This window comes from Mogibacterium neglectum (genome assembly GCF_030644205.1).
Taxonomy (GTDB): Bacteria; Bacillota; Clostridia; order Peptostreptococcales; family Anaerovoracaceae; genus Mogibacterium; species Mogibacterium neglectum.
Window position 1 is genome coordinate 1,021,321 of sequence record NZ_CP128647.1, and the last position, 15,954, is coordinate 1,037,274.

Annotated in this window: 15 protein-coding genes; all 15 read right to left on the reverse strand. The window is 40.7% G+C overall.

Annotated elements, in window-relative coordinates:
* Positions 1–14: 14 nt before the first annotated feature.
* Positions 15–2,132 carry a polyribonucleotide nucleotidyltransferase gene (locus tag QU661_RS04780; RefSeq protein WP_304989128.1) on the reverse strand — a complete coding sequence of 706 codons (2,118 nt, stop codon included), beginning with the start codon at positions 2,130–2,132 and terminating at the stop codon, positions 15–17.
* A 146-nt stretch (positions 2,133–2,278) separates the two neighbouring features.
* On the reverse strand, positions 2,279–2,545 hold the full coding sequence (gene rpsO, locus QU661_RS04785) for a 30S ribosomal protein S15 (RefSeq protein ID WP_094234339.1): 267 nt from the start codon (positions 2,543–2,545) through the stop codon (positions 2,279–2,281).
* Positions 2,546–2,676: 131 nt separating this feature from the next.
* Positions 2,677–3,360 carry a DNA alkylation repair protein gene (locus QU661_RS04790; RefSeq protein WP_304989129.1) on the reverse strand — a complete coding sequence of 228 codons (684 nt, stop codon included), beginning with the start codon at positions 3,358–3,360 and terminating at the stop codon, positions 2,677–2,679.
* A complete protein-coding gene (locus tag QU661_RS04795; RefSeq protein ID WP_304989130.1) occupies positions 3,341–4,039 on the reverse strand; it encodes a YoaK family protein in 699 nt (232 codons plus the stop codon). The genes QU661_RS04790 and QU661_RS04795 overlap by 20 nt, the downstream gene beginning before the upstream one ends.
* A gap of 13 nt (positions 4,040–4,052) precedes the next feature.
* Positions 4,053–4,826: a leucine-rich repeat domain-containing protein gene (locus QU661_RS04800; protein ID WP_304989131.1), complete on the reverse strand. Its 774-nt coding sequence runs from the start codon at positions 4,824–4,826 to the stop codon at positions 4,053–4,055.
* A 9-nt stretch (positions 4,827–4,835) separates the two neighbouring features.
* Positions 4,836–6,338: an ATP-binding protein gene (locus tag QU661_RS04805; protein WP_304989132.1), complete on the reverse strand. Its 1,503-nt coding sequence runs from the start codon at positions 6,336–6,338 to the stop codon at positions 4,836–4,838.
* A 31-nt stretch (positions 6,339–6,369) separates the two neighbouring features.
* Positions 6,370–7,848, reverse strand: a complete 1,479-nt coding sequence (locus tag QU661_RS04810; protein WP_304989133.1) for a vWA domain-containing protein — start codon at positions 7,846–7,848, stop codon at positions 6,370–6,372.
* A complete protein-coding gene (locus QU661_RS04815; protein ID WP_304989134.1) occupies positions 7,835–8,767 on the reverse strand; it encodes a bifunctional riboflavin kinase/FAD synthetase in 933 nt (310 codons plus the stop codon). Before QU661_RS04815 ends, QU661_RS04810 begins: the two co-directional genes overlap by 14 nt.
* 1 nt (position 8,768) lies before the next feature.
* Entirely contained in the window at positions 8,769–9,758 is a 990-nt protein-coding gene (truB, locus tag QU661_RS04820; RefSeq protein ID WP_304989135.1) for a tRNA pseudouridine(55) synthase TruB, read from the reverse strand.
* Complete coding sequence (locus QU661_RS04825) at positions 9,748–10,740, reverse strand: DHH family phosphoesterase (protein WP_304989136.1); 993 nt, start codon at positions 10,738–10,740, stop codon at positions 9,748–9,750. The genes truB and QU661_RS04825 overlap by 11 nt, the downstream gene beginning before the upstream one ends.
* Positions 10,741–10,744: 4 nt before the next feature.
* Positions 10,745–11,119, reverse strand: coding sequence for a 30S ribosome-binding factor RbfA (gene rbfA / locus QU661_RS04830; protein ID WP_304989137.1), 375 nt, complete (start codon positions 11,117–11,119; stop codon positions 10,745–10,747).
* Position 11,120: 1 nt separating this feature from the next.
* Positions 11,121–13,910, reverse strand: a complete 2,790-nt coding sequence (infB, locus tag QU661_RS04835) for a translation initiation factor IF-2 (protein WP_304989138.1) — start codon at positions 13,908–13,910, stop codon at positions 11,121–11,123.
* 3 nt (positions 13,911–13,913) lie between these two features.
* Positions 13,914–14,192, reverse strand: coding sequence for a YlxR family protein (locus QU661_RS04840; RefSeq protein WP_304989139.1), 279 nt, complete (start codon positions 14,190–14,192; stop codon positions 13,914–13,916).
* A 2-nt stretch (positions 14,193–14,194) separates the two neighbouring features.
* Complete coding sequence (gene nusA, locus QU661_RS04845; RefSeq protein WP_304989140.1) at positions 14,195–15,376, reverse strand: transcription termination factor NusA; 1,182 nt, start codon at positions 15,374–15,376, stop codon at positions 14,195–14,197.
* Between the two features lie 9 nt (positions 15,377–15,385).
* The gene (locus QU661_RS04850; RefSeq protein ID WP_304989141.1) at positions 15,386–15,862 is read right to left on the reverse strand and encodes a ribosome maturation factor RimP; all 477 of its coding nucleotides are present in this window, start codon (positions 15,860–15,862) and stop codon (positions 15,386–15,388) included.
* Positions 15,863–15,954: the final 92 nt, after the last annotated feature.

Here is a 15,954-nt window from a genome sequence, read left to right on the forward strand (position 1 = left end):
TTATTTAAGAAGAATTAGTCTTCTACAAGCTCTTTTCTAGAAAGATTAATCCTGTTCTGGTTATCAATCTCTGTAACCTTAACAACAACCTTGTCACCTATGTTCATTACATCTTCAACCTTGTCAACTCTGTGGTTAGCAATCTTGGAGATGTGTAGCAATCCTTCCTTACCAGGTAGAATCTCGATAAATGCACCGAAGTTCATTATTCTCTTAACTTCTCCCTCATAGGTCTTTCCAACTTCTACATCAGCTGTAAGATACTCAATCATAGACTTAGCCTTAGTAGCACTTGCTTCATCGGAGCTGTAGATACTGATTAGACCTACATCGTCATCAGAGATATCTACCTTGCAACCTGTCTCTTCCACAATCTTATTGACATTCTTACCACCAGGTCCGATTACTAGTCGCACCTTATCAGGATGCACTCTCATCGAAATGCATCTTGGTGCATAAGGCGATAGCTCTGCTCTTGGCTCTGCAATCTCCTCTAGCATATTCTCAAGTATATGTGCCCTACCAATTCTAGCCTGCTCAAGCGCCTGCTCAAGAATCTCTCTCGATAGACCGTGAACCTTGATATCCATCTGAATAGCAGTGATTCCATCAGGAGTACCGGTTACCTTGAAGTCCATGTCACCTAGGAAATCTTCCATACCCTGGATATCAGATAGAATAGCATACCTGCTGCTTCCGTCTTCTTCTACTCTCTCGATGAGACCCATAGCTATTCCTGATACAGGCTTCTTGATTGGAACACCAGCATCCATAAGAGCTAAGCAAGATCCACAAGTTGAACCCATCGAGGAAGAACCGTTTGACGAAAGAACCTCAGATACGACTCTGATTGCGTATGGAAATTCTTCTTCACTTGGAATTACAGGAAGAAGCGCTCTCTCCGCAAGTGCTCCGTGCCCAATCTCTCTTCTGCCCGGGCTGCGAGGCGGCTTTGGCTCACCTGTTGAATAGCCAGGGAAGTTATACTGATGCATGTATCTCTTAGTGGTTCTATCGATATCGATGCTATCTAAATCCTGTGCCTCAGATAGAGGTGCAAGTGTAGCAATTGAAAGAACCTGAGTCTGTCCTCTCTTGAATAGACCGGTACCATGTGCTCTTGGCAGGAATCCAGTCTCTGAGAACAAAGGTCTAATCTCATTTAGTTTTCTGTTATCTGGTCTTACGCCTTCATCAAGAATCATCGATCTAACCTGTTCCTTCTTGATAGCGTACAGAACTTCATCTACTTCCTTATCTCTATCTTCGAAAATCTCGGTAAAGTGTTCATGAGTTTCAGCCTCGACTTTTTCCATATTTTCAAGACGTTCAAGCTTATCAAATGTCTTTATTGCTTCAACCATCTTGTCTGTAGCGTAAGCACGAACTGCCTCATCAACGTCATCATCAGCCTTGAAGACTACGTATTCCATCTTCTCCTTGCCAACTTCATTAGCAATTTCCTCGATAAATACGCATAACTGCTTAATCTCTTCGTGAGCAAACATGATTGCATCAAGCATATCACTTTCAGAAACTTCATTTGCACCAGCTTCAACCATCATGATAGCTTCTTTAGTGCCCGCTACAGTTAGGTCAATATCAGACTTCATTCTCTGTTCATATGTAGGGTTAATGATGAGCTCTCCATCAACTCTACCCACTTTTACAGAACCTGTAGGACCATCCCATGGAATGTCTGATGTAGCCAGTGCAACAGATGAACCGATCATAGCTGCAACCTCAGGTGAACAGTCATGATCAACACTCATAGCTACGGCAACAACTGAAACGTCATTCCTAAATCCCTTTGGAAATAATGGTCTAAGCGGTCTATCCATAAGTCTAGAAGTTAGAATTCCGTGCTCTCCAGGTCTTCCTTCTCTCTTGATATATCCGCCAGGGATCTTTCCTACAGCATACATCTTCTCTTCATAGTCGCAGCTAAGAGGAAAAAAATCAATGTCCTGTCTTGGCTGCTTTGAAGCAGTAGCTGTACAGTTTACAACGGTATCTCCATATCTAACTGTAACTTGGCCGTTTGCCTGTTCACAAACCTTTCCAATTTCAAGCTGTAACAGTCTACCGCCTAGTGCTGTTCTAAATGTGTGATAATCAGTGAATCTTCCCATAATTAACAACTCCTTCCTGTTAATCGTACTATTTTACTATTAAGATTCGCATTGCAAGCCAGTCATTAGATTGGCTTCGGGATTATATCCCTCCTATATACAAATAAGCGGGATACATATCCCGCTTATATTGTCAGATAATATTACTACTTTCTGAGACCGAGTCTAGCAATAAGCGCTCTGTATCTCTCGATATCAGTATCCTTAAGATACTTGAGCAGGTTTCTTCTCTGTCCTACCATCTTAAGAAGACCTCTTCTTGAATGATAATCCTTAGCGTGCTCCTTGAGGTGTCCGTTAAGGTCATTGATTCTGTAAGTTAGAATTGCAACCTGAACCTCTGGGGAACCAGTATCGCCTTCCTTAGTAGCATACTCTTTGATGATTTCCTGCTTCTTTTCTTTTGTAAGCATCGTTTCTCCTCCTATTTGTCATTCACCCTCACATCGCTACCGTTCGGAGTAACGTATAGCCGAAGCAAGGGTATAAAAATTACTTCGTTATACTATCACACATACGAGTATCTGTCTAGCTTTTAGGCAAATTACTTTAACGTGTTTAAATATGCTTTCGTGTCATCACTAACTCTGAAACTCTCCTTTGCCTTTTGAATGGTTTTGCGATGCACCCATTCTTCTAGCCTATGATTCTCGATATACGGAATCGCTTCATCATATTGCTTGGCTAGCGCAGTTGCAAAATACCATGCCTTCATCATCCTAATGTAATATTCATCAGATTCAACTCTTGCAACCCATTCCAGATATTTTAAATCAAATGCATCATCGAGATAGAATTCTAGCAACACCCCAATTCCAAATCTTACGGTATAAGTGTCGCCAGACGATATCCATCGTTTAACATCAGTTTCAAGCTTATCGAGATTGTCCTTGAAGGCTTTTTTACAGCTTAGCAGATCACATGTCGCCCAGTTATCTACATAAGGAAGTAGCTTGTTCACTTCGTGTATAGCCTCGTCATAATCGCTGACCATACAGATTATCATACCATGGAGATTGACCTCTTCATAGTACTCATGAGGGAGGTCTCTTATAAACTCTTCATAATCATCGGATTTAAAAATTTCCTTTGCAAGTTTCCTTAATAGTGGAGTTCTAACTCCTATTACTGTATCTGAATTAACTCCTGGAATTAGCTTGCATTGGAATTTCTTAAATTCTATGTCCTGCATATCAAAAAGCCTGCTTCTAATCTCTTCTTTCTTCACTGTATTTCCTTTCAATACTCTTGTTGTTGAAAAACATCATAATATTAGCGATAAGCAGCAGAAGTACAACTATAAAAGCTGCTGATTCATGAATTCTTCTAGTAAAGAAGTCCCCGATAATTGCCCCACATATAAAAAACATTATGCATCCATAATAATGAAGGCTCTTTCGAATATAGCTTAAATCCTTCGTCGCCATATACATATTTATATTCATTGTTCCTGTCTTGAGGTTTCCCGTACACATGGTAGTGGAAACAGTGTAACCACGTACCTTCGCAAAAGTCACAACTTGAATACCACACGTCAACGATATAAGCGAATTTGCAAGTAGATTATACTCCTGGGGTAAAAAACCCGCTACAAACATAGCAATTATTTCGAAACAAATGGTGACTTGGCGCCAATGGAGTCTAGTTGGTCTGTTTTTACGAATGATTTTTACATGCTGGGAGATCATTACTCCCCCTGCAAATGAAACTATTGGAATTAAGTAATGAAATACGTTTCGTAGGTTGTGATTACCTAGGCTTATTGCAAGCAGTACTATGTTTCCTGTTGCGGCGTTTGCAAAAACCCCACCTCTACAAGTATATGAATACGCATCCATAAATCCACCACATATTGCAAGCAATATCCCTATCCTCATTGATTCAGAAGTTTCAAACTCCTTTTTCATCTTTCCCCCTACTCTAAGCAAATGGATCCCACGATTCTTGAGTTTGCTCAGACTCCTCTCTACGAATTTTATTCATTTCATCGATAAGAAGTGCAACAATTTCCGAGTTTCGTTGACCTGCTGCTAGCTCTACAAGTTCATTGACGAGCTCTAACTGCACCATCCCTCTTCTAACTATATAGCGTATCGCAAGCGTTCTAGAATCAGTAATAGCTCTTCTAGTAAGCCTATCGCCATATTCTTCAAAATACTTAAGTACTACAGCTGTTTCGATTGACTTTTCCTGACCTACATCATCACTGTTATGTTCCTCCATATATGAAAGAATTGCAATATCCCTAATGCCCTCCGGAAGTATATAAAGCTTCTCGGGACTAATATGTAGAATCGTCAATCCAGGAACTTTGCTAAATGCATGTTCATCGATAACTTCAATGCTGTTAGGTAAAAAAATCTCGCTTAGAGAATTACAATCAACGAACATCTCGTCATCAACGATTTTGGTTCCTTCTGGAAGTGACACCCTTTCAAGAGCCCAGCAATTTTCAAACACACCCTTACCAAACTCTTCTATAGTCTGTGGTAGGATTATCTCCTTCATGCTGTAGCACATCCTAAAAGCATAATTTCCTATGCTCTTGACTGATTCTCCCATTTCAATCGTCTTAATCTGTCCTCTTTCGCTAAATGCCCTATCTGCTATCGAAAACACAAATTTAGGTATCACGACGCGCGACACATTTTCGTCATAATTGATAAGTGTATGTCCTGCTATAAGCTTTGGCATACAACCTCCTTACTGCTTAAGTTCTTCAATCTCGGTGGTAAGCTCCTGCTCCCTGTCACTCATAATGAGACCTTTGCTCCAACGAGAGTATTCCTCACTTCCATGATTTGCGAGAAACCCAGCACTGTATTTATCCTCCGATAGAGTTCTTACAAATATCATCATCTCATTATCACCTTCAAAACTCTTCTCTATAAAAGAAAAAGAATTCTTAAGTTGATGTTGTATAGATTTTATGAGGTTATTTCGCTCATCATTAAGCTTACTCATTTCTCCAGTGATAATCGATGAAGGCTCCCCGATACCTCCCATAACGTTGTGCATGATATCCCTAATTGTCTGAATAGACTTCCTAACTACTCTCTCATTCATCCTAGATATTGAATGTGCCTTCTTACGTTCACGAAGATCGTCTTCCATATCGGACGAGATTGACTTTAAAATATGGGCTGCTTTATCAAGCTTTGCACCGAGAAATTCATCCTTTTGCAACTTTATGCGCTTCATTACCTCATCTATAACTTTTGATTTCACAAACTCACGTCTAAATTCTGAACTAAGAGCATCGTTGATCAACCTAACAACAGTTATACGTTCATCAAAAGGCGCATTTAATAACTTTTCTATAGCTTGCTCACCAACTGTACCCGCTAGAATACCAGCAATATCGTATTCTCTCCTGTAGCGATAGAACAAATCATAGTATGAAGTAAAATCACGTGCGATTCTCTCATCCTGAATATACTGGCTCACTAGCTCAAGATTAACTTCAATATCATTTTGTTCATATAAGTAAATCATCTCAGACAGGTCAACCCATCCTCTAGCTGTGACAAACAGCTTGCCATCAACTGTTAATCTCACACTATAGAAGTCGTCTTTTTTGATGCTCAAGTAATTTAACACTGCAGCATGAACTGCATTACTTCTAGCATATACGAGCCATGGCCCAAGTTCTGGCTCAACGTCAATTCTCTTAAGTCTATCGAGCGTCGCAAGGTCAAACTCCCTTGCCGAGTTATTGTACTCCAGAGGATTTCCTGCTGTGATCACGACCCAACCTTCAGGCAGTCTATGGCGGCCGAATATCTTCATCTGAAGAAACTGCAGCATTGCAGGCGCAAGGGTTTCAGATACACAGTTGATTTCATCTAGGAAAAGCATCCCCTCTCTCTTGCCAGTTTCTTCCATCTTGTCATACACGCTAGCAATTATTTCACTCATCGTGTACTCGGTAGTCCTATAACTCTCCCCGCAGTATTGATGTTCAGAAATAAAAGGCAACCCTATCGCACTCTGCCTAGTGTGGTGTGTCATTGAATACGACACTAGGGCGATATCCATCTCCTCTGCAACCTGAGACATAATCTCCGTCTTCCCAACTCCTGGTGGTCCTACGAGGAATATAGGTCTCTGCCTCTCTACCTGAATCTTATATTCTCCAAATTCATCCTTTGACAGGTAAGAAATAACTGCATATTTCACCTGATTCTTTGCTTCTTGAATATTCAAATTGTCTCCATTCCACATATCTAGATATGTTTCACTCGTCAAAATACACCTTCATTGCCCATGTCGGAACATCATCGTCACATGCGTCATCATCTACGAATATAAATGCCGTATCATATACCGGTTTTCGTTTCGGGTAAATACCCTTTCCATCAGTAAAATATAATAAACCTCTTAGATTTCTTAGTTCTTTCCTTCGTATGAGTTCATTTATATAATGGAACACTGGGCGAAAATCAGTTCCGCCAAATCCCTTAATTTCTAAATTCTTCAGAAACACATCTGCATCTTCCCTGTTTTTAAGCACTGTGTCATCCTGAATCTCTGCATCACATTGTACCACATGAATATTAAATTTAGCTCCTAGAACATCGTTGTTGCTGAGAATTTCAAAACTTTTGTCAATGAACTTCTTCACCAGCTCACCGTCGGTTGAGCCGGAGGTATCGATTGCGATAACGAGATCACGAATATGCTTCTCATCTTTGTACTCAAGTGGCTCGATGAGTGGCATATCTCTATATCTGTTTAGACCGTATGTATACATGATATAGTCGAATGACTCATCATCGACCTTAAGTGTCTCATGATTTGCGGCGAATTTCCTAAGAAATGTGCTGTAATCTATTCGATTCTCCTCAGCATACTGCAGCTCCCGCTGCATCGTTCCACCGGTATCACCGAAACTATTATCATCCATTTCGAGTGCGGTTTTTACCATCTCACGTATCTTATCCCAGTCCTGATCAGAAAAAAGCGATGCACCATCGCATTCTTCATTACCGTCTGACTTCTCTATGCTCGATACATCAAATTTAGTGATAGTATTATCATCAGGTATTTCCTGCTTATTCTCGTCATAATCCTGCGGACGAGAATCATCTTGCTTTCCATCTTCATCTATTTCTGACATAGACTCAGAGTAATTAACACCATCATCAGCTCTATACCATAGCGAATGATCATCTACAGTGAATAGTTCTCGCATTATACTCACTTCAGCTTCAATCGGTGGATCAGTCACAAAAGACTTATATAGCCGATCTACTGAAAGCCTTCCTCGCTTAGCCCTAATTTTTTTTATTTCATCGCGCCTTTCACTACTCTCAGGTGTATTGAAACAGTAGGCTCCAAGCGACTCTATCATTTCTTCAACAGCTATATCAGACGCCATATCCCAGTACAGCCTATTCACTTTTTTCGTAATATAGTAATGCTTAAAAATGCAATGGAGCAGTACATGCATGTAATCATGTGTAAATGAGGAAAGACCGCGTTTCATTCTATCAAAGACTGCATCAGTGCTGTAGTAGAGCGTTGTCCCATCAATCATAAAAACGCCATGTTTGTCATGCGCACAAGCTGTTTTAAGCGCAAAAACAGCAGAGTCCATAAACCGCATACTTGCGACAATCTTGTCCTGCGCTGCGGCAATTATCTTCTCTGCTAAAATTCCATCTTTATTAAATTCTATATCTTTATGTTCATTATTAAAGCTATTTGACACCATGAAATCTCCTCGCTGATTCTATATCATCAGCAATGTGTTCAGTGAGTAGCTCTAAACTTTCAAATTTAAACTCTGGTCTATGGAGCTTGAGAAATTCAATTTTAATGTATCCTCCGTATAGCTCCTCATTTATACCGAATATGTGCGTCTCAATAGATTTATTATAATTACCTATAGTCGGTTTATTACCGACATTAGAAACGCTATTATAAGTAGAACCATTCACTAAAGTGCGTGTAAAATACACTCCATTCATAGGCGATACCTTGGTAAAGCTAAGTTCAATATTAGCCGTCGGAAAACCTATCTTTGAACCGATATGATTTCCACGACCTACAGTACCATCTATACTAAATGGTCTACCTAGATATTCATTAGCCTTTATAATATCCCCAGTTTCAATATATTTTCGTATAGCTGTTGAACTAACTATTTCAGAACCGACTTTTACCGGCTGAATAACACTAGTCTCATATCCGTATCTACTGCCAAGTTCAATAAGAAGCTTGTCATCACCACTAGCCCTTGTGCCAAATCGATAATTAAAACCACAAGATACGCCCTTGACCTTTAGCTTATCACATAGAATATCTTTAATGAATATCTCTGGCAACATATTCATCGTAACTTCATCAAAAGGTACATCGAATACCACTTCAATACCTGCTTCTTCGAAAAGCTGCAATTTCTCATCATCGTTTGTGATAAAAAGAATACCACGATCGGATTTACCCCCAAATAGCTCACGCGGATGATTCGAAAACGTAAAACAAGCTGGCTTTCCCCCAAGCTTTGTTGCCATCTGAACAGCAGATTTTAAAATCTTCTGATGTCCGATATGAACACCATCAAAATTCCCCAGTGCAACCGAGGTTTCAAAATCTGTATTGATATCTGGAAGTGACCTGTACACCTTCATATTAATTTCTACTACCCATTACTTTCTCTGGTTTCAAGTTGCCGTCATTATTCAAGCGGCAAGTTCCGAGGAATTCTCCATCTTCACTGTATAGTCTATATATATCGCCGAAGTAGTTTAGTTCATCCTCTGTAATATCAAAAAGCTCCTTGTTAGCTAATTTACTTTTGTACGATTTAATACCGCAATCATCCTCATCAGTCATATAGTACTTGCGTTCTATTATTCTTCCATTAAGATAAAATGATTCACTACCACTTCTAAGCACAAGCTTTCTGAGATTTACAATAGTAGATTCTCCGCTAAGAATAATCGAATCTAGTTCTGCTTCGCTCATCTCGAGCACATTTTCAAGGTCATATGCGGATTTTACGCTGAAAACTCCGTTTTTTGTTCTCTTAAGTTTAGTCATAGTTGCACCTACTCCCAGAAGATCTCCAATCTCTGAGCAAATGCTCCTAATATAGGTGCCCTTAGAGCAAGTTACGGTAAACGATACTTTTTTTAATGAAATGTCGATAGATATAAATTCAAAATGTCTTATGTCTACCTCACGCTTTTTCGATTCAATATCAATTTCCTGCCCTTCACGAGCATACTTATACAGTGGACGTCCATTAACCTTGAGTGCCGAGTATTTGGGTGGTATCTGCGTAATCGTCCCTCTATACCTGCTAGCAAGCGACTCGATATCTTCTGCTGTAATATTTATTACTTCGCACTCTTCAAGGACTTCGCCGGTAATATCCATCGTGTCTGTGACCTTTCCGAGTTCAAGTTCCGCTTCATACGTCTTCCAATCGTGATCGTAATACTCAATCAGTCTTGTGTCCTTACCGAAACAAACAGGAAGAACTCCCGTCGCCATCGGATCGAGAGTCCCTGTGTGCCCAACTCGCTTTATTCCGAGCTTACGCCTGAGCCTAGCTACTACATCGTGAGACGTATACCCCTCAGGTTTATTAATGTTTATAACACCACTATTTTTCATCATTCGACCTAACAAGTTCAGCTTCGAGAGCTTTCGCAATCTCAGCCTTTGCTTCGCCTATAGTTCCTTCAAAAGTTAGACCAGCTGCACGCATATGTCCGCCTCCACCGTATTTCTGGGCAACACGCGCCACATTCGCATATGATTTTGCCCTCAGACTTACTCTAGCAGTCTTATCGTCGATTTCTTTTAGAATGCAGCCTATTTCAACACCGTCGATACTCATTAGTTTCTGGATTATTCCATCTGATTCATTCATTAAAGTGCCAGTTTCAGCCAGGTGAGCCTGAGTTACAGCGCTCAACACAACCTTACCACCGCAACATACTTCCATTTCAGAGACAATACGACCCTCAAGCTGTATTGCACCTAGCGACTTTCTATTATATATAAGCTGCACAATCCTATTACCATCAAAGCCAGGAATTCCGTATATCTCACTTGCGATTTTGTGGGTTCTAGCAGTGGTATTTGAATGCTGGAAACTACCAGTATCCGTATTTATAGCAGCAAATATACATTCTGCAATAGGTAGAGTAAACTCTGCACCCATCTCACTCGCAATCAGATAGACAAGTTCAGCGGTTGCAGCAGAGCTAGACTCGATGATTCCAAAGTTGAATTCCGCATCATTTTCCATCACTCCATGGTGATCTATTACAGCTCTTTCTCTAGCTCTGTCAAAAACAGAGGCTCTTTCACCTATTCTGCTTCTGCTGCCGCAGTCCACAAGAACCGCAAGGTCATATTCATCAAACACATCGTAATCTCTAGTAACTACACCGCTCTCTAGAAAATCTAAATTGTGGGGAGTCACATCATCGGCAAGGACATACGCCTCTTTACCAAAGCCGCGAAGCACGTGGCATAACGCAGCTGAGGAACCAAGGCAATCTCCATCCATATTTACATGAGGAAAGATTAAAATCTTGCTGTAATTATGAAGCTTTAAAGCAATTTTCTTATAAATATTATCCGTCATTATACTATCTTTCCAGCTTATTTATCTCATCGATAATCCCATCGATATGCCTGCCGTATTTCATGGATGAGTCTAGCTTAAAATTAAGTTCTGGAGTATGTCTAAGCTTTATGTCGTGAGATATTTTAGTTCTAAATAGTCCCTTTGCGTTATTGAATGCGTTTAGAACCTCTTTACTAACCTCGTTACTATCTTCTCCGCTCAACGTTAGAGGTGTAAAGAATACGGTCGCATAGCTACCATCACTCGACACCTCAACAGCTGATATGGTTATTATCCTAGTAGAGAGTCTAGGATCCTTGATGCCATTAAGAAGATATCCTGAGATACTCTTCTTAATTTCCTCACCCAGTCTCCCTTGTCTATAATTCTTTCCCATATTACCTCTCTATTTCCACCATATGGAAGCACTCGATAATATCCATAGGCTTGATATCATTGTATGCTTCGATTCCGATACCACACTCATAGCCCTGGGCTACTTCCTTAGCATCGTCCTTAAATCTACGTAGTGAGGAAATCATACCTTCGTGAATTACGATACCATCTCTTACGAGGCGGATCTGCGCATTTCTCTTAACCTTACCCTCAACGATGTAGGCACCGCCAATGATTCCAATATTAGGAACCTTAAACGTCTCTCTTATCTCAGCTTTACCGAGGATTTCTTCTTTATACTCAGGATCGAGCATGCCCTTCATAGCGTTCTGTACATCATCGATGATGTCATATATTACGCGGTACGTTCTGATCTCAATCTCGGCATCATCCGCTCTCGACTGAACCGCAGTAGTTGGCCTTACATTAAATCCAATTATAATAGCTCCTGACGTTTCAGCCAGCATTACATCAGACTCTGTAACTGTACCTACTCCTGAGTGAATTAAGTTTACTCGCACATCATCAGTATCTAATTTCTCAAGCGACGAAATTATTGCACCAACAGAACCTTGTACATCTCCTTTTATGATGAGGTTCAGTTCCTTTGTCTCGCCTTCCTGAATCTGTGAGAATAACTTTTCGAGTGTAGTGCTTGCATTTTTTGCAAGTACGTCTTCTCTCATCTTTTCCTGTCTGCTCTCTGCAATCTCCCTAGCCACCTTGTCATCCTTAACAGCATTGAACGAATCACCTGCCATAGGAACATCAGAAAGTCCAAGGATTTCAACTGGTGTCGCAGGAAGAGCCTTTCTGATTGCTTCTCCCTTAAAATTAGTCATAACTCTAATTTTACCAGATGTTGTACCAGCAACGACACTCTGTCCAGCTTTGAGAGTTCCATTTGTAACAAGTAGTGTAGCAATCGGACCTTTGCTCTTGTCGAGTCTTGCTTCAATCACAGTTCCCATAGCAAGCCTATCAGGATTTGCACGAAGCTCGAGAACTTCTGCCTGTAATAGAATCATTTCTAAGAGGTCCGTAATTCCCTCACCCTGCTTTGCGGATACAGGAACGCTTATTACGTCTCCGCCCCAATCCTCAACTAGTACTCCATGGTCTGCAAGGTCTTTTTTAACTCTGTCAATATTTGCACCTGGTTTATCGATCTTATTTATAGCAACAATCATAGGTACATTTGCGGCCTTTGCGTGGCTAATAGATTCTATTGTCTGTGGCTTAACGCTATCATCTGCTGCAACTACTAGTACAGCGATATCCGTTACCTGAGCACCACGAGCACGCATTGTAGTAAACGCTTCGTGACCTGGTGTATCGAGGAACACTATCTTTTTACCGTTAATCTTGACCTCAGAAGCACCGATATGCTGCGTGATACCACCAGATTCACCAGCAGTTACGTTAGTATTTCTAATAGCATCGAGTAATGAAGTCTTACCGTGGTCAACGTGACCCATTACAGTGATGATTGGTGCACGAGGCTTCAGCTCATTTTCCTTATCCTCGCGTAGATCCAAGCCTTCTTCAAAAACCTCTTCTTTCTCTTCAGTTACTACAACTTGCATACCGAGATCTTCACCAAGCATCTCAACAGTATCTTTATCAAGCGTCTGGTTTACTGTAGCCATTATCCCAAGCTTCATTAGCGACATGATAATTTTGCTAACGGAAATCTCTGCCTGTTCAGCTAGACCGGCAACTGTGATTGGAACAGTTACAGCCACTGCACCTTCTGGTAGTAGCTCTTCAATTTCGATTTCAGGCTCAGTAACCTTAGGAGTCTTTTTCTTTCTGTGTTTAACCTGCTTTTCAAGGTTTCTCTCATCAAAGAAACGCGACTTGCTATTTTTCCCCTCGCTGCGCTTCTCGTGTTTGAACTTATCTCTATCTTTATCCTTGTCAAAAAACTTCTTGCTCTTCCCCTTTGACTGCGGCTTATCAGTCATAGGAGTATTTACCACAACCGTTCCCTGAGTTCTCGATGAACTTCTGCTTTGCTTAGAATCATTATTTCTACTGTTCTGTCCATCCCTCTTATCATTCTTTCTGCCACCACGGTCATCCTTCTTTCCGTCCTTACGACCGTCTTTATCAGAAGACTTCTTGCGAGCATGTTTTAGCTTTTCCTTTGGGGCAGATGAAGCATCAAAAATCTTCTTGAAGCGCATCGGCTTGTTAGGAGCATTTTCATATGTCTCCTCTTTCTTTTCTACCTTCTTCTCTGATTCCTTCGATGCCTCTTTGCCTTTCTCAGGCTTTTCATCATTTTTAGCAGTTTTTCCTTTAAGCTCTATTACCTTTTCTTTCTTACCTGCCTTAGTCTCTTTAACTTCATCAGTAGCTGCATCCTTAGTAGCAGTTTTCTTTTTAGTGGACTTCGCCTTATGTTCTGTAGTTTCTGTCTTAACCTTAGTTTTTACATCTGTATCTACCGGCTTCTTTACTTCTAGATTGGCCTTCGCTTCAGCAGCCTCAGCATCTACAGATTCTGCCTTACGAGGCAGTGGCTTTCCTGCTGGTGCCTTAGGTTTATGTGCAAAATCCTTACTAATAATTGGAACAGCCTTAATCTTAGGCTTCTTAGTATTCTTATCGGATTTTGAATCCAATCCCTTCAGTTTGCTAATCGTGTCATTCAATCTATCAGCGTCCTTCTGATCAAGATTCGTGCGTTCTGACTTAACCTCGATGCCCATCGTATCAGCTGCTTTCTTAATATCCTGATATGACACACCGAGCTCTGCCATCAGCTCATTTACCTTTTTCGTCATCCGCTACCTCCTTGTTTTCTCCAGCATCTTGCCTAGTAGCTCACCCAAGCTCTTTTCATCAATCGCTCTCTTGTAAGCTCTGTTAAATGATCTATTCTTACGGGCAGACTCTATACAAGGCTCACTTTTACATAAGTACACGCCTCTGCCTTCGCCATTTCCCGTTATATCTTCATAAATTTGCATGCTGCGGCATGTGAACCTAAACATTTCTCCCTTTGGATGTGAAATTCTACATCCAATGCATCTTCGCATTGGCTCTCTATTCTCATTAAGAGCCATACTTATGCTTCCTCTTCTATTTCATTATCTACTTCATTATCTTCCTGCTCAAGCAGCGCCTCTGCAGGCACACCTTCATCTATAAGCACTTCTACTCTAGGTTCATCCTGGTCTTCGTACTCATCAAAATCAAAGCCGCTGTCCTCTAGCTGTGACTTGCTCTTGATATCAATCTTCCAACCACTTACTCTGGCTGCGAGCCTTACATTCTGTCCTTCCCTGCCGATTGCAAGAGAAAGCTGCTGCTCTGGGACCACTGCTGTTGCCATCTTTTCCTTTTCGCTAACATAGTTTATATATACACCTTCAACCTCAGCCGGTTTCAGTACATTGCTGATTAGAACAGCAGGATCCTCGTCCCATACAATGATGTCAATTTTCTCACCGAAGAGCTCATCGACAATATTCTGCACTCTAATACCTCTGTTGCCAACACATGCTCCAACTGGATCAACATTATCATCGTGTGAATATACGGCAATCTTGGTTCTTGATCCTGCCTCACGAGCTATTCCCTTAATCTCAACTGTTCCATCAGCAATTTCAGGAACTTCTAGTTCAAACAATCTTCTTACTAAACCTGGATGAGATCTCGATAGAAATATCTGAGGTCCTTTTGTAGCCTTCTTAACATCGATAACATAAACCTTTATTCTGTCACCTACGTTGAAAGACTCAGTTTTAACCTGCTCAGATAGTGGCAATATCCCCTCAGAGTTACCAACCGAAAGGAACATCGTCCCATTGTTGATTCTTTCAATCTTAGCAGTAACAATCTCTCCTTGTTTATTAACGAACTCATCATAAGAGTTGCGTCTCTCCGCCTCTCTGATTCTCTGCACTACTACCTGCTTTGCAGTCTGGGCAGCTATACGACCGAAGTCTTTTGGGTCAACCTGGTATTCGATGACATCGCCAACCTCGTATCTTTCGTCATACGATCTAGCCTCTTCAAGAGAAACTTCCATCATATCGTCTTCAACTTCTGAAACAACTTCCTTGCTCATTAGAACAAGTACTTCACCATCCTCACGATCAACCAAAACTCTTACATTTGGATAGTTACCGTAGTTTTTCTTATAAGCAAGTTCTACCGCATCTTCAATCGCAGTGATAATGTCTTCTTTTGAAATATTTTTCTCACGCTCTAGTTCAGTGAGAGCATCCAAAAAATCTTTATTCATCGAATCCTCCTAAAAAATTACCGCTAAATTAATCTTAGAAATTTGTTCTGCCAGAATCACGACCTTACGTTCTCCTATATCTATCGTAACTTCATCAGCCGATTTGCCAATCAATGTGCCAGTGAATTCCTTCTTGCCATCGATTGACTTATACAGCTTGACCTCAACCTCTCTGCCTGCAAATCGATCAAAATCAGATGGTTTAATCAATTCTCTATCAAGCCCCGGTGAGGAAACCTCTAAAGTGTAGCTTCTCTCAATAAAATCTTCTTCATCTAGCTTATCACTCAAAAAGCGAGTAACGTCTTCGCACTCATTGATGTCAACATATTCTGTATAACAGTCAAATGGCTTATCAAGGTATACTCGAAGCTTCCAGTCTTTACCTTCCTTCTTATATTCAATATTGTATATCTCAAGCTCTTTACCTGTAAGATACTCATTTAGCAAGTCTTCAATCCTTGCAGTAACATCTTGTTTGGCCATAATTCATCCCGGAAAAAGTCATAACATAAGTGAAAGAGTGGGTCGCCCCACTCTTTCGCTCTCTAACGTTCATGCATATGATATCATAATTC